The organism is Acinetobacter sp. NIPH 2100 (genome assembly GCF_000369805.1).
Taxonomy (GTDB): domain Bacteria; phylum Pseudomonadota; class Gammaproteobacteria; order Pseudomonadales; family Moraxellaceae; genus Acinetobacter.
Genome location: NZ_KB850224.1, coordinates 161,041 through 178,294, shown reverse-complemented (window position 1 = coordinate 178,294; position 17,254 = coordinate 161,041). Strand labels below are relative to the sequence as shown.

Below are 17,254 nucleotides of genomic sequence, written 5' to 3'. Positions count from 1 at the left end.
GAATAAGCGCTGATATTTAAACTAAAATTTCACAATCAAGCTGCGAATAAGGAGAGTTAAATCAACAATTGTTGCCTATTCTGCTCAACACAAAACAAAAATTGGTGCTAAGATAATGAGTCGAAATGAGCATTACCATGGAAAGGTATTCAATCGACAGCATCGTTCCCTTTTTATGCGATTGCGATGTCCTTGATCAAAGGAAAAATAAAAAGGTAACTAAAAAACCTAAAGGTATGGGTACATCACCAATATCTTAAAATATTTAACTATCATCTAGCGCTTGCCCGACCACGAGCAACAATTAGGACTTGAAGGACCAATAAAATAATGTTTCAAGAAATGATTGCGGATTTTCAACAGAATTTCTGGTTATACATCTCAATCCCATTTATCAGTGGCTTTATTGGTTATGTAACCAAAGTCATTGCAATTCAAATGATGTTTTCACCACTTGAATTTAAAGGATTGCGATTATTTGGTCTTCCACTCGGATGGCAAGGGATTGTTCCTCGCAAAGCAGAGAAAATGGCCACCACTGCGGTGGAATTGATGACTTCCAAGCTCATCAAACCTGAAGAAATTTTTGCCCGACTCGACCCCAAGCGTATTGCCCAAGAAATTGAAAAACCTTTGTTGGCGGCAGCTGAAGACATTACCCGAGAAGTCGCGCAGCAATATCAGCCAGGCTTATGGGAAGGTATGCCCGAGTTTGCAAGACAAAAGCTAATTAAGCGGGTTCAGGCCAAAGCGCCTGAAATCGTTGAACACATCATGAGTGAAGTACAAAAGGATGTGACCAAGTACTTCGATATCAAACATATGGTGGTCAACAATCTACTGAAGGACAAACGCCTCCTCAACGAAATTTTTAAGAAAGTCGGCAAACAGGAATTCAAATTCTTTAGTAATGTCGGCTTTGTTTTTGGCTTCGCGATTGGTGTGGTGCAAATGTTGTGCTGGATCGTGACCCAAGGCAAATATCCATGGATGCTACCGATGTTTGGCGGCTTTGTCGGCTTCTTTAGCGACTGGATGGCCTTGCAGATGATGTTCCGACCGTTATACCCAAAAAAGATCATGGGTTATACCTGGCAAGGTTTATTCATTAAACGCCAAAATGAAGTCGCGGCTGATTATGCAGCGCTCATCTCCAAGCAACTACTCACCTCACGTAACATGATGGAAGAGCTTTTCTCAGGCACACATTCCGATAAAGTCATCGAGTTAGTGAGTCGCCAAGTCAAGCAAGAAATTGATTTACAAGCGGGTATTGTCCGCCCGTTGGTGGTCTATGCCATTGGTGGTGAAAAATATCAAAATCTGAAGACAGAAGTGGCAGAACGCATTTTAAAACAACTTCCAGATACCATGCGTTATGTTGAATCTTATGCTGAAGATGCGATGAATGTACGCAATACATTAGTTGAACGCATGCAGAAACTGAGCCCTGAAGAGTTTGAAGGCATGCTACGCCCAGCCTTTAAAGAAGATGAGTGGTCATTGATTATTGTCGGTGCTGTGCTCGGTTTTCTAGTCGGGGAAATGCAAATTCATTTTATGCTTTGATCATTTCAACGATAAAAAAAGGAAGCCTCGGCTTCCTTTTTTAATGGCATTATTTATGCGCATGCTTTTCGATTTTAATCACTTCAATATCCGTCGGTTTATAACGATGCGTATCGACTTCACCAACTAAACGCACGTGATCGCCCACTTTAATTCCTGCTTGGCGCCAAATATCATCATCAATTTCAACACCAATGGTGCCACTCTGGTCTTTAAACTCATAATGATCACTTTGCAAATGCTTGGTGATTTGACCTGTCAGCGTCACGCCAGTTTCATCTTTCAGTTTGGCAACCTGACTCACTGTCACCACATTCTTTGCGGCCTCTTGCACAATCACATGGTCATCTTTACCTGCCCATGTCACAGTAGACAATCCCGTTAAAACCACCATCCCAAAAGTTGCAATCGTTCTTTTCATTTCATGTCCTATTTTGTTCTAACACCTGATAATCTAAACAGAAATAGCCGATGATGTCGGCTTAAGTTTGTAATCAAGCGTAATTTATGTAATAGATACATGCGCTTAACCCCGCCGATTAAAGCGGGGTTCTTGGTTGCAATGATTATTTTTCAATCAAATGATCAAGACTAAAACGGCCTGCACCATAGAGCATCAAGGCGAAGAAACCACCTGCCATGGCAAAGTTCTTCATAAAGTTAATGGCATCTTCTGCACCAGCATGGAAGATAAAGGCTGTAATAATACTGAAAAGCCCTAAACCCAAAGAAGCAAAACGTGTTTGGAAACCAAACAATAGCGCTAAACCACCACCAAATTCCATCAGAATCACCAATGGCAATAGCGCACCAGGAACACCCATTGATTCCATATAGCCTGCGGTACCCGCATAACCTACGATCTTGCCCCAACCAGCAACAAGAAAGATATAAGCCATTAATAAACGCGCAACTAAAATGACACCATTTGCGATGCCAGATTGGGTTACGATATTTTTTACAACAACATTCGGATTAAACATGGTTGATTCCACACTGTTTGTTTTTTAACTTGTTAACAAGTTTATGTATATTTAATTTTGCAATAAACACTAGTTTAGTTAACACATCGTTCCTTATTTGAAACAATAAAACTCGTTTCGCCCTAACCCTTTGTTTTTAATTTCCCATCTCTGAGAGTTACCAATTAATTTGCTTTTTATACTGACATTCTACAGATGCACTGCTAGGATTTAGCTCACATTTATAGTGTTAACATCTTCATGGAACTCATTGATTTTATTCTGCACGTTGACGAACACCTTTTAGAGTTTATTACCAATTATGGCGTATGGATCTATGCCATTTTATTCTTAATCATTTTTGTTGAAACTGGTTTAGTGGTGATGCCATTTTTACCAGGCGATAGCTTGTTATTTGCTGCAGGTGCATTGGCAGCTTCAACAGGTGCAATGGATCCATGGGTATTGGGTGTCTTGTTGTTTATTGCAGCAGTACTCGGTGACACCTTGAACTACCATATTGGTCGTTATATTGGTCCACGTGTTTTTGAAACCAATTCTCGTTTTATCAATAAACAGCATTTGATTAAAACCCAGCAGTTCTTTGAACGTCATGGCGGTAAGACCATCATTTTTGCCCGCTTCGTTCCTTTTGCCCGTACGTTTGCCCCATTCGTTGCAGGTGCAGGGAGCATGAATTATAAATTCTTCCTCACTTATAACGTGGTGGGTGCATTTTGCTGGATTGCATCGTTCATTACACTGGGTTATTTATTCGGCAATATGCCAATCGTGAAAGATAACTTCACTCATTTAATTTTCGGTATCATTATTATCAGTGTCTTACCGGGTGTGATTGGCTTTATTCGCCAAAAAATGAGTCATCGTAAAGCACAATAGTTTCTGTTTTTAAAACAACCGAAAGATCATTGGCAACATACAAATCAGCAATAACATTGCCGATCCTTTATATAAATGGTCGGCTTTGATTCCAACCAAACTTCCCGCCAATAACGCACGTCCAAACAGCATCCAAAAGATACTCACAGGGATCAGGATTAAGCTAAACACCGCAAAAACCAATGCAGCCTGCTCAATCGAATTCCATGTTTCACTCGGGAAAATTCCTGAAGCCAATAATACCGTCTTAGGGTTTTTTAAAGTCGAGATAAATAATTGTCTTTTACGAATATGCTGGTGATGTTGATCGAGTTTTTGTAGATGTGAGCCTTTCCAAAGATGAAAAGCCATCCAAAGTACATAGAGCAAGCTCAGCGTATGTAGAATCGCGCCAATTGCAGGCCAAATCGGGTCAAACAAATGAATGAATAATGCCCATAAACTCACACCATAGAGGTATCCCAACCATTCAATCGGGATAAATGTCATGGTTTTAGCGACACCGTGTTGATGTGTTGCACTGGCAAGCAAAGCATTGGTCGGACCAGGGATTAGTAATACTGCCAACATTGCCAAAACAAAAAACCAACTCTCAATCATACACATACCGAACGACTATACATGGGCGCCACCTTAAACGAATTTAGGGCAAAAACACAAATTTTAGCAGTGTGGGTGAGCGAGATAAATCAATAAGTTGCGGAGTAATTTATTTCAAACCTATGATTTTTATCATTATATTTTGAAACATTTTGCTATAATTTAGTTGCTGACCGCCATCGCGAACCATGACGATCAGTTTTCAAGATTTATGATTTTGGACGTTGCTTCACAATAATTGGGCAACCTTTGAATTTTGCTGCTTGTACAATAGCGTCTTGTTGTCCGAGTACATTGGCAAGTTCAGTATTTTTGGTATTCATCGACTGTCCCATATTGACCGAGATGGATGGACCAAAGCCCCAACCGCCTCTACCCCAGCCGCCACCAAGTCCAAGTCCAACCCCGACACCAGTACGTTTTGGCGTCTGTACACCATTTTCGACGTATTGCTGAATACGGTTGTACTCTGCTTGCAACTGCTGGCAGCCGAGTGCTTGATATTGTGTAGGCGACACATAGGTAGGCTTAACCGTTGATGCACATGCACCCAATAACATGCTCGCTGCCAAAACAGGCATCCAATATAAGCGTTTCATAAGATTCTCTTATTTCTTTGATTCAATCTCATTGAACAGGGTCACATAAGCGACGGTCAATTTGTGGTCAGATGCCAAATGAATCAAGGGTAAATTCTTTTGATGTGATTCTTTCATCAAGATCGATGGCGGCAACATGCTATCGAGCACAGGCAGGCCTTCATCTTTTAACTGTTGAACCACTTCACGAGGTAATTTTGCTTGAGATTGGAACTGATTGACCACAATTCCCTCAATCTCCAAGCGATCATTATGATCATCTTGGGTTTCGAGCACATTTTCAATCAAAGTTTGTAACGCACGTTTTGAAAAGACATCACAATCGAATGGAATCAGTACCCGATCTGCTGAAATTAATGCAGATAAAGTAAAGAAGTTAAACGCTGGTGGCGTATCAATAAAAATACGGTCATAACGTGCACTGAGAGATTGAATCGAATCACGTAATTTATAAATTTTGTGCTTACTTTCCAGTGCATGCTCCAATGCACCGAGGCTTGGGCTTGCAGGAATCACATCAAGATTGTCAAAAGAAGAACGGTGCACATAACTGTCCAACCCTTTGCCACGTGGTGCTTTCAGGATTGAACCAATGGCATTTCCGATCAGACCCTTTTGCTGCGTAGTCCCTAAAATATCATCAAAGAAATTTTCTATGTTTGGCTCTAATGCTGCCTTGTCAGCAGAATAGGTCGCATCTTCACCCAAAAGGTATTGGCTTGAATTCGCTTGTGGATCAAGATCAATCACCAAGGTTCTGAATCCCTGTTTCGCGCTAATCGCAGCGAGATTGACAGTAATACTTGATTTCCCCACACCACCTTTTTGGTTAAACACCACACGCGTTAACATGATTTCCCTCTATAATATTTTTGTAAACTGCACGCAGTTTAACCTAGTGCCAAAACAAATACTCAAACAATGTGTCAAACAATCAGGCAAAAACTGGCTTAATCATCACTAAGCCGAGAATCCCCACCATAGCCACTGTACCGATGAGTAACCCTGCACGGCGTTGTTCCAATAAAATGCTGCTGTCCTTTTTATAGGTTTTGATCAAAGAAGACCACAACACAAAGAACAGAATCACTTTGGCATAAAACCAAGGCTGCACATCAAAGTTGTTCATGCTAAGTAAAACAACACCTGTCACAATAATTAAGGTCAAAGATAGATGTTGTAAACCAACGAGGCCTTTACGTGCTTTGGGATTCGGTTGCTGATCGTGTACACCCACGAATAACGTTGAACCACGTAATACAAAAGCAATGATCAGTAGGCTCACTGCCGACATATGCACAATTTTAGTGAGTAAATGTAAGTCCATCATTGATCCTTAGCTTTTTGGCGCATGTGCACATTCAGGGCTCGCAGGTGCTTCACCTTGCCATTCACTCGGTACATAGGCATGAATCGCAAGCGCATGGATGCGACCAGGACTCATCAGCTCCGCCGCAACGGCATAAATTTTTTGATGACGTTGTACTAAACGCAGTCCTTGAAATTCATCACTTACCACGATGACTTTAAAATGTGATTCTTTACCTGGGAAATATCCACCATGCCCTGCCGACTCATTGATCACTTCAAGATGGGTAGGTGCTAGCGTGTTTAAACGTTCAATCAACTGTTGTTCTAAGTTCATCAGTCACTCTGTAAGGTCAGATTGAGATAGCTCATTAGTATACATGAGCGGAATCTGAGAGAAACTTTTGTACAAAAATTTGCTTTCCCATGCTGTTTTAGCCTGAAAGTGCTTTAATTTTATGCAAATAATCAATTTCTTTGCATAAAATTATTGACCCTATTTTTGCATAATGTATTATACACGGCATGCGGGAATAGCTCAGTTGGTAGAGCATAACCTTGCCAAGGTTGGGGTCGGGAGTTCGAGTCTCCTTTCCCGCTCAAATTTTTTAGTGTAAGTTTTAGTAAAAACTGCTCAATTAGCGGGAATAGCTCAGTTGGTAGAGCATAACCTTGCCAAGGTTGGGGTCGGGAGTTCGAGTCTCCTTTCCCGCTCCAGATTCAAAAAAGCCCTAGTCGAAAGATTAGGGCTTTTTTCTGCTTCAATATTTGTATCATCAGCAAGCTTTTTAAACAAAGGCCAATACACTTTAAAAATTATAACTTACACTAAAAACAGGCATATTCTTCTGCGCTTCTCCAGAGCGATTTTCACCACCAAACATATACTTCATTGATACCAAAGCACTCTGCTCTTTTAAAATTGGTCGAGATAACTCAATAGCACTAAATCTCCATGCAAAATCTTCAGTCGTATTCAGAAATAAACCACCTTCATATTTCCCATTATCACTAAAATATGAAAATGCGCTAGAAAGACCGAGACTAAAATTATTGGGCAAAGGATGCAGATAGCTCAAGGTTAAGTAGGTATCCAATTGATTTGCATAAACAACATCATTTAAATAAGTTTGAAGGGTAAAATTTATGCTATTCCCAATACTGTCACTTAACAACCGATTCAAAAAGATACCCATCTCGACACTGGTTGTATTTTCCCCACCAGGATATAGATAGGTCGCCATATTAAAATCTAAGTCCCATTTATCTAAGCTAGTTTTATAGCCTAAAATAAGATCATGCTCATAGTAATCCGATGATGGCTTGGTTAATGCATCTATACCTGCTGTTTTCTCACTATCAGTTAATTGAGGATCGTTTAAAATTTTATTTTTATGCTGCAACTCAGAAAAAGAATAACCCAACTTAGAGCCAAAATAACTCACATAGATATTGTCATAACTCAGTGTTAAGACACCCTGTAAAGTCGCATCTGATTTCTCAGGATAATTGGTCGCACCACGCAGAACATAATCAGAAACGAATGTTAATGAACCAGAAATATTCATTTTTTTATTACTATCTTCTGCATAAACAGAACTAGAAAACAGCAGCATTGCCATCAAGCCTTGATGAAATCTCAGCATGTAAAATTCCTTTTTTAAAAATTTAGAATGTGACTTCCTCTGCCTCTATTAAAAAAGCAAGTCGTTCAATTGCGGTTAGCGTTAACTATTCAGAGATATAGAAAATTCGAAACAATCGTCGTGATCAAGATAAGAACTTAATTTGAAATGAAAAGTAAGATTCAAATACTTCTGCTTTGAATCTTACTTTTCAAAATCTAAGCAGCTAAATAACCTTCGCCTTTAAGATCAGCGATTGTGCTTAAAATTGCTTTACGCAATGTTCTGACTATAAAGTCTACATGCGCTTTATTCAGGATTAAGGGTGGAGACATAATATTCATATGACCCACAGGGCGAATAATGAGACCGTCTTTTTGGCAATAATCTGCAATACGAGATCCGACATTGACTGAGCTCGGGAAAAGTTCTTTGGTTCTCTTATTGGCCAAGTTTTCAATACACATCATAAATTTCTTACCACGCACCTCACCCACAATGTCCAAGTCCACCAAGGTTTTTAGCTGGTCTTCAAAATATTGACCGACATCATTCACATGTTGAAGTAAATTTTCGCGTTCGATAATTTCAATATTTTTTAAGGCTGCGGCACAAGAAACAGGATGACCAGAGTAGGTAAAACCATGCGTAAATAGCGCACCATCTGCCTGAGGCTTACTAATGACGTCATAAATATCATCAGAAATAACGGTTGCGCCCAAAGGCAAGTAGCCAGAAGATAAACCTTTGGCACAGGTAATAATATCTGGAACAATCCCGAATTCAGACTCCGAAGCGAAAAAGTGTCCTAAACGACCAAAGGCAGTAACGACTTCATCTGATACATACAGCACACCATATTTACGACAAACTTCTAAAGTTTTCTTATGATAGCCCGCTGGTGGCACGATGACTCCACCTGCCCCCATGATCGGTTCAGCAAAAAAAGCCGCGACATTGTCTGGGCCTAATTCCAGAATTTTGTTTTCCAACTCCTGTACCTTTTCATCACAGAACTCCTCCAAGCTTTGACCTTCTGCCCGACGATATGGATTAGGACATGAAATGTGATGGACCAATTCACGCTCGATATCAAAACCGATATGGTCAAACTCGACCCCAGTTAATGACATACTGATGTATGTACTGCCGTGATAACCATCTTTTCGAGAAATTAACTTTTTCTTCGTTAGTTTACCCAGTTGATTAAAATAAAAGTGAATGACTCGCACGGCGGTATCGTTTGCAACTGAACCACCACAGCCAAATAGCACATGATTAAGATTTCCTGGTGCCAGTTCTGCTATTTTTGCTGATAATTTTGCGGCAGGAATAGAAGTGTGATGTCCAAATGCAGAATAATAGGGAATTTGCATCACTTGTTCTGAAATAGCATCTGCTATTTCTTGGCGCCCATACCCCACATTGACGCACCACAAACCACCAATACCATCGAGATATTTATTGCCTTCAGCGTCAAAAACATAGCATCCTTCGCTTTGTGCAAGGATCATGGCGCCTTCATCTTTAAATGTAGAAAAGTCAGTCCATGGATGAATATGGTGGTCTTTATCTTTTTGCCAAATTTCAGTGATTTGTGTTGTTGATAACTGATTCATGTTCTTACTCCTTGTTAAAATTCTAGTTTCATTTCATTAAGCTTTCGATTGATTCAGGTTTAAAAAGCTGTTTCTTCATGACCAATTTGATCCAAAAAATGCTGATGATCGTCGTCAAACCAATAACAATACCGACCCAAGTAAATACTTTGACTCTCAAATCTGGTGCAGGAACGGCATAGAAAATCGTCAGGATCATCCCAATAATCCCAATAATCTGAAGGAATGGATAAAAAGGTGCCTTATAGGGACGAACCATCTGCGGGTAACGTTTCCGTAAAACAATCACATTCGTATGTGCAATCACATAGGCAATTAACCAAGAGATACAAGCTGCTACGAGAAGGACTTTGATCACTTCTGTTTCACTGTGTGAGAACAGCATCGGTATCATAATGATGAAGGCAATAAACAACACACCCACCCACGGCACATTATTTTTCTTATTCGTGTGCGCAAAAACAGATAAAACCTGTTTATTTACGGCCATGCCCTGCAACATACGTGGTAAGGCAGCCAGCGTCGTATTTAAAGTACTTAGAGTTGCAAATACAGCACCCACAGCGATAAATAATAAGCCTGTCTGTCCAAATACAGCGGTTGCATATTCAATGTGGGGAGTTAGAGAATTAACCAACTGTTCTTTGGGCAGAAAATAAAGCGCCCCAAGTCCATATAAAGAAATGGTTATAAAAATTATTGTTAAGCCGATATACATTGATTTTGGGATATTCGTACTCGCGTTTTTGGACTCCTCGATCATCGGAACAACAAACTCTGCCCCCACAAATCCCCAGAACGCCAACGCAACCAACGCCATCGTATTGCCATCAACATTAAATTTATAATCAACCACTTGCGTATGCGGATAGAACCAACCGCTAATGGCACAGACCCCCAGCAAAAGCAACAAAAGCACCATGACAAAGGCCAAGGTATTCTGCACTTTTGAGAAAATGTCGATTTTGAGTAGATTTAGGCCGACTGACATAAATAAGATAAGAAAGCCAATTCCAAAATATGGAACCTCAACCTGAAATATTTTTTGTACAACACCATCTATTAAAATGAGCTCGGCTGAAACAGCGAACATCGCAACTACGATATAGCCGCAGAAGACCGAAAGCATTGCAGGTAAGTGCCCTGTTGCAACCAGACTATAATCACTAATGCTGCCATTTTTAGGGATTAACAACGCCAACTCCGCAAAAGATGCAGCATAGGTGAGTGCTAAAAGAAACCCAATGATGAGTGGAATAAAAAAACTGATGCCACTGAGTCCAAATCCTTGCAGAATAACCACCATCACACCTTGTGATAGCACTAAGCCAACCGCAATAGCGATTAAATTAAACAAGCTTAATTGTTTCTTACTCACCACTTTGACCTGATGAATTGAGCTGCTTCCCTGCTTATTATTTTTTACCGTCATGTGCCCCTCCTCGTGTGGAGATTGAACGTTTTAATTTAGTGCTTATTCATGCAGTTTTTTCTTGTTTATTGATTGCACTTCTTTGATTTTTATCTCGATAATCTAAATAATTACGTTGAATATCAATATGTCCTGCAATCCGTTTTGCATCATGCCAGACGCCCCAAATAAAGCTTGAACCACGGCCATATAAATAAGGCAGACCAATAAAATAAATCCCAGGTTCAGTGGATACGCCAAGCTTATGCTGTGGTTTACCGTCAAGATCAAAGGCATTCACTTCTAGCCAGCTATAATCAAAACCAAAGCCTGATGCCCAGATGATTGAAGTAATTTCCTGTTGAGCTAAATCAAGTTCCAAAATTGGTCGCTGAATGCATTCCACATCATTTAAAACAATCCGGGCTTCGGGCTCTTCAGGTAAATCAATCCCCATACGTTGCACATAGGCATCCGCAGCATCCAAAAACTCAAAATAAGCCTGATCACTATCTTGTAAGGTCTTTTGCAAATCATTTTGGAAGCTAACTTTTTCACCTTCGAATTGCTTGGTCATCCCCAACAGCGTGATGCCCTCTAACGCCAAACGTCTAAAATCAATGGAGTGTCCACCATGTGCACCACTGACAGCCAATCCCTTCAAAGGCCCCGTATCTGCCTTACTGCTATCCCAACCTCCCAACACACCTAACCACCAAACGTTGTCACGTTGGCGATAAACTCGTGGTGGGCGTTCATGTGCGCCGACCGATAAATACACTTTTTTACCCGCGCGATTTAACTCATCAGCGATTTGTACGCCAGAGGAACCTGAACCAATAACTAAAACAGCACCTTCAGGCATCTGTTTTGGATTTTTATATTGATCTGAATGGATTTGGTATAAACCATCATTCTTAGGTGCAATCGGGGGAATAATGGCTTTTTGGAAAGGTCCAGTAGCGACAACAACACGTTGTGCCTGCAAAGTACCTGCAGACGTTTCAACAATAAAACCAGCACCTTGCTTATTTAATTGGACTTTTTTAACTTCAACATTGGTATGAATTGGAGCATTAAATCGCTTGGCATATTTTTCAAAATATTCAGCGACTTGATCGTGATGCACAAAAGTATCTGGATCTGCATCAAATTCCATATTCGGAAATCGATCATGCCAACAAGGTCCATTCGCCACCAATGAATCCCAGCGACGCGTACGCCATGCTTCCGCAATACGATTTTTTTCTAGCACTACATGTGGAATTTTAAGTTCGGTCAGGTGCTCACTCATCGCAACTCCCGCCTGACCTGCGCCGACAACCACCGTATCTATTTCTAAATTATCTAAGCTCATCATTTTTCCTTGTCGAATGGTTTAAGTTGTTCAAAACAACTTTTGTGAACGTTTAAATAGGTTCACTTTCAACTATCGATTTCATGTTGTTTGGGTTTCCTTGATATTCCTGTTTTAGGAAATGAAATATCAAAACGACACACAACGCTTTTAAGGAAAATATAGGTAGGCAAAAAGCAAAGGGAAAATAGGATATTCAAAACAAATGAATCAAAAAACCTGAAGCCACGGAATAAATAATTGAAATAAATAGAATTATTTACTCTATTTAAAAAATAAATTTTGATTTTTTGATTAATACGGAAAAAGTAAATTAATAGAAAGGAAAACAAAAATTGTGACTACACACGAACTGCGCATACTAGATAAACATAATTATTCACCTAGGATTATGCCGTGAAACATACTCGTATTCGTACATTCAACACAAAAAAAACCTACCCAGAGCAGAACTTAGATAACGATCTTTGCCAAGCTGTCGTTGCACGTGGTCGAACTGTTTTTCTTCGCGGACAAATCGGACAAAACCTCGATACCTCTGAAAGTGTTGCTCTTGCTGATGTCATCGGTCAAACCGAACAGGCAATGTATAACATTGACATGCTGCTCAAGGAAGCAGGTGGAGAATTGGCTGATATTTGTAAAATTACCATATACATCATTGATCCGCGTTATCGTGAAGATGTGTATCGCGTAGTCGGAAAATGGCTCAAAGGTGTTTATCCAGTCTCAACAGGTATCGTTGTTTCAGCTTTGGCACGTCCCGAATGGCTTGTAGAAGTTGATGCAACAGCGGTTATCCCAGACTAAAAAACGAGAGCAACATGACATTTTCAATCATTGCTAGATGTAGTGAAACAGGACAATTCGGTGCAGCGATCAGTTCATCCTCTCCTGCTGTCGCATCGAGATGTATACGAGCCAAGGCTGGTGTCGGTGTCGCAGCCAGTCAAAATATCACGGACCCCCAATTGGCCAGCATTTTACTTGAAATGGCCAAATATAATATTTCACCCGAAAATGCGATCACTGAATTAACTAAAAATACTGATTTTATTGAATACCGCCAATTAAGTTTACTTGATACGGTGAATACACCCTTTGCATTTAGCGGGAAAAATACATTAGGCATATATGCTCAACACATTGGGACACATGTGGTTTGTGCAGGTAATTTACTTGATAATGATCATGTTACACGCGCTATGCTAGAACAGTTCGAGCAAAGCAAAGGCTCTTTAGCTGAACGCCTGCTGTATGCCCTACAAGCTGGGGAACAGGCAGGTGGTGAAGCAGGAGATGTACATTCTGCTGGTCTCTTAGTTGTTGACAAGCTGGAGTGGCCAATTATCGATTTGCGAGTGGACTGGTCAGATCAACCCATTTCTGAACTGATAGCACTATGGCAAATATATGAACCTCAAGTTGATGATTATGTTTTAAGAGCTTTGGATCCAACAAGTGCTCCAAGCTATGGTGTTCCAGGAAATGAATAAACCTTTTTGGGGTATACAATGGAGGTGTATCCAAAGTGTTAAATCGAATTTCTTTAAGACAAATGGAATACTTTGTTGCAACTGCTGAATGTGGCAGCATTATTATTGCTTCGGAGAAGATACATGTATCTTCTCCGTCAATCTCTGCTGCAATCGCACATATTGAATCAGAATTACAAACCCAATTATTTATTCGCCAACATGCTAAAGGCTTAATTCCAACCCCTGTAGGTAAGAATGTCATGTTGGAATGTAAACACATTCTGAACCAAGCTTCAGGCTTATATTCTCTCGCTGCAGAATTTTCAGGCTCAATACGTGGACCATTAAAACTAGGATGCTTTCCCGCTTTTGCACCAATGGTCTACGCAGATATCATCCATGGATTTTCCAATTTATATAAACAGGTTTCGTTAGATCTCTATGAAGATGATCAACAAGCTCTTCTAAGTTCCCTTATACGGAATGATCTTGATGTCGCTTTAACTTACGATCTTAATATTGATGAACATCTTATTCATTTTGAGTCTTTAACTAAACTGCCACCGCATGCACTGGTAAGTGAGGAACATCCTTTAGCAACATTGCCAGCTGTAACACTAGAAGAGTTATCACAATACCCAATGATTCTTTTAGATATGCCCCATAGTAATGAATACTTCTTATCGCTATTCCGCACCCAAAACCTAAATCCAAACGTTGTACGATCTTCAAAGAATATTGATGTTGTACGCTCAATGGTTGCCAATAATATTGGCTACACAATTTTAAATGTCCGCCCTAAAAACAATTACAGCCTAGATGGTAAACGCCTAATCCGTATTCGTATTGCCGATGAGCATCGACCTATGCATATCGGTATTGCGACACCCAAAAATGTACCAAAAAATATTGTCGTACAGGCTTTTATTAGTCGTTGTAAAAGCTTTATCTCGGATCACTTTATTCCCGGTATGAGTTCTGCTCATTTCTATGATCCACATATTAAAACCCAAACTCACAAGGATTCTTCAGATGTCTAATCTGTCGAGTATTGACTTACTCAAGCAACTTGTTGCTTTTGATACAACTTCCTATAAAAGTAATTTGGAGTTAATCCAGTTTGTAAAAAATTTACTTGAACCCGAAGGAATTCGAATTACTTTAAACTTTAATACAGAGCAGACCAAAGCCAACTTATTGGCAAGTATAGGTCCTAAAGACCAAGCAGGTATCTTATTATCTGGGCATACAGATGTGGTACCCGTTGCAGGGCAAGCGTGGAGTACTGAGCCATTTCAAGTATTCATCAAAGATAATAAAATTTATGGACGCGGCACGGCGGATATGAAAGGTTTTATCGCCTGTGCGATGCATGCCATGCTTAAAGCAGCACAGACCCAACCATTGATTAAACCGCTACATTTGTGCCTTTCATATGATGAAGAGATTGGCTGTATTGGAGTTCGAGGGATTCTCAGTCAACTCTCTGAATTAATTGTTCAACCAGAGCTATGTATTATTGGCGAACCCACCAGTATGAATATTGCGACAGGCCATAAAGGTAAAGCTGTATTCAAAGCAATTTGTCAGGGGCAAGAAGGCCACTCCGCCTTAGCACCCTTATATGTAAATGCAATTCACTGTGCACAAAGCGTTATTGATGCAATTACGTCTACTCAAAAACAGCTTGCCGAAGATACCATTTCAGATCCTGCTTACGATGTCCCTTTTACCACGGTACATATTGGAAAAATTCAGGGAGGGAAAGCTTTAAACATTGTCCCGAACGAATGTATTTTAGATTATGAAATTCGTAATATCGCTGAACAAAATACAAACTCGGTTCAAGAGAAAATTTTTAACTATATTGAGCAAAGCCCCCATGCAAAATTTGTGAGCTTTCAGGAGATCAATCAATATCCAGGATTGAATACGTCAACAACAATTCAAGCCGTTAAATTCTTACAAACCCTACTTGATCCGGCAGCAGAGCTTCAGAAAATTTCATTTGGCACTGAAGGCGGGCTGTTTCATCAACAATTGAATTCCGCAGTGTTAGTGTGTGGCCCCGGCTCTATTCAAGTTGCACATAAACCAGATGAATATATAGAGATCTCGCAAATGCAGGAATGCGATGATTTCTTTGACCGCTTACTCAATGCGATTCGTTGTTAGTATTTGAAATTTTTCTCATTAAATAATGCGTTAGGCTCTAAAACCGACGTTAAATATCTAATTTGTTTTTTCTTAACCCAAGGCTTATATAAAGCGAATTCACAAAATGAGCTAAAAATAATACGGTTAAATATTCTATGTAGCTAGAATTCTAGGGAAATTCAATGAAATTAAAACAGGATTGGTTAAATCAATTTAGTCAGATAAAACTTCCCTCTGCTTATTTTATGGCTGGAGGATATGTGAAAAGCAAGCAGAGCTATGGCGTATCAAACCCTGCTACAGCTGAACATTTAGTTGATATGTCTGCATGTGATATGGATGAAGTTGATCAGGTTGTTCAATGTGCCAGAAATGCGTTTAAAAGCGGTGTATGGTCTTGTTTATCGCCCCGCGAACGTAAAGAAAAGCTAAAAAAACTTGCTGACCTTATTCGTGAAAATGCGGAAGAACTCGCTTTACTTGAAACATTAAATGTTGGTAAACCGATTCAAGATTCACTCCATGTTGATATTCCTGGTGCTGCATTCTGTTTTGAATGGTATGCAGAGAGTATTGATAAAATTTACGATGAAATTGCCCCTACAAGTAAAGATCAACTGGCAATGGTCAACCGTGAACCTATTGGTGTAGTTGCTGCTGTTGTACCTTGGAACTTTCCACTTGATTTAGCCAGTTGGAAGCTTGCACCCGCTCTAGCTACAGGGAACTGTGTGGTATTAAAACCAGCAGAGCAATCGCCATTTACCGCATTAAAACTTGCAGAGCTCGCAAAACAAGCAGGCATTCCAGATGGTGTTTTCCAAGTTGTTACAGGCTTGGGACATATTACGGGTCAAGCATTAGGACGCCACCCTGATGTAGATTGTTTAGTATTTACGGGTTCAACCGAAACAGCAAAAAAGTTTTTGGCGTATTCAGCAGAATCCAATATGAAACCCGTCTGGCCTGAAACAGGTGGCAAAAGTGCTAATATTATTTTTGCTGATGCTGATTTAGACAAAGCAGTTGATAAAGCGATTTTCGGTGCTTTTTATAATCAAGGTGAAGTTTGTTCTGCGAATTCACGCATCTTATTAGAAAAAAGTATTGCTCAACAATTTACAGAAAAATTTATAGAAAAAGCCAAGACTCTCGTAATTGGAGACCCTTTGGATCCCAATACCAACATGGGATGTTTGATTGATCGTCAACATGCCATGAATGTACGAGCAGCCATTGCTCAAGCCAAAATGCAAGGTGCACAATCCCATACTATTGAGTTACATCTAGATGCACATTTAGATGTAGATAGCTATGTCGCACCTACAATTTTGACTGATGTAAATCCTGATTTTAATATCTTTCACGATGAGGTTTTCGGCCCTGTAGTCGCAATTACAACGTTTGAAACAAAAGAAGAAGCCGTAGAACTGGCTAATCACTCGATTTATGGCTTAGCCGCCTCAATTTGGACAAAAGACATTCAGAAGGCGATCATCCTTGCTCAACAGCTTTTGGTCGGTACAGTATCTATTAATACCGTGGATGCTTTGGATGTCAGCACGCCATTCGGAGGGTATAAACAATCTGGTTATGGACGTGATTTATCTTTGCATGCAATTGATAAATACACTCAACTGAAAACGACTTGGATTCAATTATAATTTTA

18 protein-coding genes and 2 tRNA genes are annotated in these 17,254 nt (G+C 39.9%); 9 read left to right on the top strand and 11 right to left on the bottom strand.

The window, feature by feature from the left end:
- Window positions 1–342 precede the first annotated feature (342 nt).
- Entirely contained in the window at window positions 343–1,569 is a 1,227-nt protein-coding gene (locus F887_RS17055; protein ID WP_171067418.1) for a DUF445 family protein, read from the top strand.
- Between the two features lie 49 nt (window positions 1,570–1,618).
- Here the strand turns inward: F887_RS17055 and F887_RS17060 are convergent, their stop codons facing one another.
- Together F887_RS17060 and F887_RS17065 are read right to left on the bottom strand one after the other, a co-directional pair.
- Window positions 1,619–1,990: a NirD/YgiW/YdeI family stress tolerance protein gene (locus tag F887_RS17060; protein ID WP_005290979.1), complete on the bottom strand. Its 372-nt coding sequence runs from the start codon at window positions 1,988–1,990 to the stop codon at window positions 1,619–1,621.
- 145 nt (window positions 1,991–2,135) lie between these two features.
- A complete protein-coding gene (locus tag F887_RS17065; RefSeq protein WP_005290978.1) occupies window positions 2,136–2,552 on the bottom strand; it encodes a DoxX family protein in 417 nt (138 codons plus the stop codon).
- A 240-nt stretch (window positions 2,553–2,792) separates the two neighbouring features.
- Between F887_RS17065 and F887_RS17070 the strand changes: the two genes are divergently transcribed.
- A complete protein-coding gene (locus tag F887_RS17070) occupies window positions 2,793–3,431 on the top strand; it encodes a DedA family protein (protein ID WP_005290976.1) in 639 nt (212 codons plus the stop codon).
- 9 nt (window positions 3,432–3,440) lie between these two features.
- Here the strand turns inward: F887_RS17070 and F887_RS17075 are convergent, their stop codons facing one another.
- The 5 genes from F887_RS17075 to F887_RS17095 form a co-directional block, all read right to left on the bottom strand.
- Window positions 3,441–4,031: a LysE family translocator gene (locus F887_RS17075; RefSeq protein ID WP_005290973.1), complete on the bottom strand. Its 591-nt coding sequence runs from the start codon at window positions 4,029–4,031 to the stop codon at window positions 3,441–3,443.
- 209 nt (window positions 4,032–4,240) lie between these two features.
- Window positions 4,241–4,630 (bottom strand): hypothetical protein, encoded by a 390-nt coding sequence (locus F887_RS17080; protein WP_005154404.1) that lies wholly within the window; start codon window positions 4,628–4,630, stop codon window positions 4,241–4,243.
- 9 nt (window positions 4,631–4,639) lie between these two features.
- A complete protein-coding gene (locus tag F887_RS17085; RefSeq protein ID WP_005290971.1) occupies window positions 4,640–5,482 on the bottom strand; it encodes a ParA family protein in 843 nt (280 codons plus the stop codon).
- A gap of 82 nt (window positions 5,483–5,564) precedes the next feature.
- Complete coding sequence (locus F887_RS17090; RefSeq protein ID WP_005290968.1) at window positions 5,565–5,957, bottom strand: SirB2 family protein; 393 nt, start codon at window positions 5,955–5,957, stop codon at window positions 5,565–5,567.
- A 9-nt stretch (window positions 5,958–5,966) separates the two neighbouring features.
- Window positions 5,967–6,275, bottom strand: coding sequence for a BolA family protein (locus tag F887_RS17095; protein WP_005154402.1), 309 nt, complete (start codon window positions 6,273–6,275; stop codon window positions 5,967–5,969).
- 190 nt (window positions 6,276–6,465) lie between these two features.
- On the opposite strand from F887_RS17095, the gene F887_RS17100 reads away from it, so the two are divergent.
- Window positions 6,466–6,538 (top strand) — tRNA-Gly (locus tag F887_RS17100).
- Between the two features lie 41 nt (window positions 6,539–6,579).
- A tRNA-Gly gene (locus F887_RS17105) sits at window positions 6,580–6,655 on the top strand.
- Window positions 6,656–6,747: 92 nt separating this feature from the next.
- Here F887_RS17105 and F887_RS17110 read toward each other — a convergent pair.
- From F887_RS17110 to F887_RS17125, 4 genes are all read right to left on the bottom strand, one after another.
- Entirely contained in the window at window positions 6,748–7,584 is an 837-nt protein-coding gene (locus F887_RS17110) for a TorF family putative porin (protein WP_005290966.1), read from the bottom strand.
- A 197-nt stretch (window positions 7,585–7,781) separates the two neighbouring features.
- Entirely contained in the window at window positions 7,782–9,182 is a 1,401-nt protein-coding gene (locus F887_RS17115; protein WP_005290962.1) for an aminotransferase, read from the bottom strand.
- A 28-nt stretch (window positions 9,183–9,210) separates the two neighbouring features.
- Window positions 9,211–10,614, bottom strand: a complete 1,404-nt coding sequence (locus tag F887_RS17120; RefSeq protein ID WP_005290959.1) for an APC family permease — start codon at window positions 10,612–10,614, stop codon at window positions 9,211–9,213.
- Window positions 10,615–10,660: 46 nt separating this feature from the next.
- Window positions 10,661–11,950: a flavin-containing monooxygenase gene (locus tag F887_RS17125; protein ID WP_005290954.1), complete on the bottom strand. Its 1,290-nt coding sequence runs from the start codon at window positions 11,948–11,950 to the stop codon at window positions 10,661–10,663.
- Between the two features lie 396 nt (window positions 11,951–12,346).
- Here F887_RS17125 and F887_RS17130 point away from each other — a divergent pair, with 396 nt between their 5' ends.
- The 5 genes from F887_RS17130 to F887_RS17150 all read left to right on the top strand — a co-directional run bounded on the left by F887_RS17130 (window position 12,347) and on the right by F887_RS17150 (window position 17,249).
- Complete coding sequence (locus F887_RS17130) at window positions 12,347–12,760, top strand: RidA family protein (RefSeq protein ID WP_005290951.1); 414 nt, start codon at window positions 12,347–12,349, stop codon at window positions 12,758–12,760.
- Between the two features lie 14 nt (window positions 12,761–12,774).
- Complete coding sequence (locus F887_RS17135; RefSeq protein ID WP_005290948.1) at window positions 12,775–13,446, top strand: DUF1028 domain-containing protein; 672 nt, start codon at window positions 12,775–12,777, stop codon at window positions 13,444–13,446.
- A 35-nt stretch (window positions 13,447–13,481) separates the two neighbouring features.
- Window positions 13,482–14,468 carry a LysR family transcriptional regulator gene (locus tag F887_RS17140; RefSeq protein WP_005290945.1) on the top strand — a complete coding sequence of 329 codons (987 nt, stop codon included), beginning with the start codon at window positions 13,482–13,484 and terminating at the stop codon, window positions 14,466–14,468.
- A complete protein-coding gene (argE, locus tag F887_RS17145) occupies window positions 14,461–15,603 on the top strand; it encodes an acetylornithine deacetylase (protein WP_005290944.1) in 1,143 nt (380 codons plus the stop codon). Before F887_RS17140 ends, argE begins: the two co-directional genes overlap by 8 nt.
- Window positions 15,604–15,767: 164 nt before the next feature.
- A complete protein-coding gene (locus F887_RS17150; protein ID WP_005290941.1) occupies window positions 15,768–17,249 on the top strand; it encodes an aldehyde dehydrogenase in 1,482 nt (493 codons plus the stop codon).
- The last annotated feature ends 5 nt before the right edge of the window (window positions 17,250–17,254 follow it).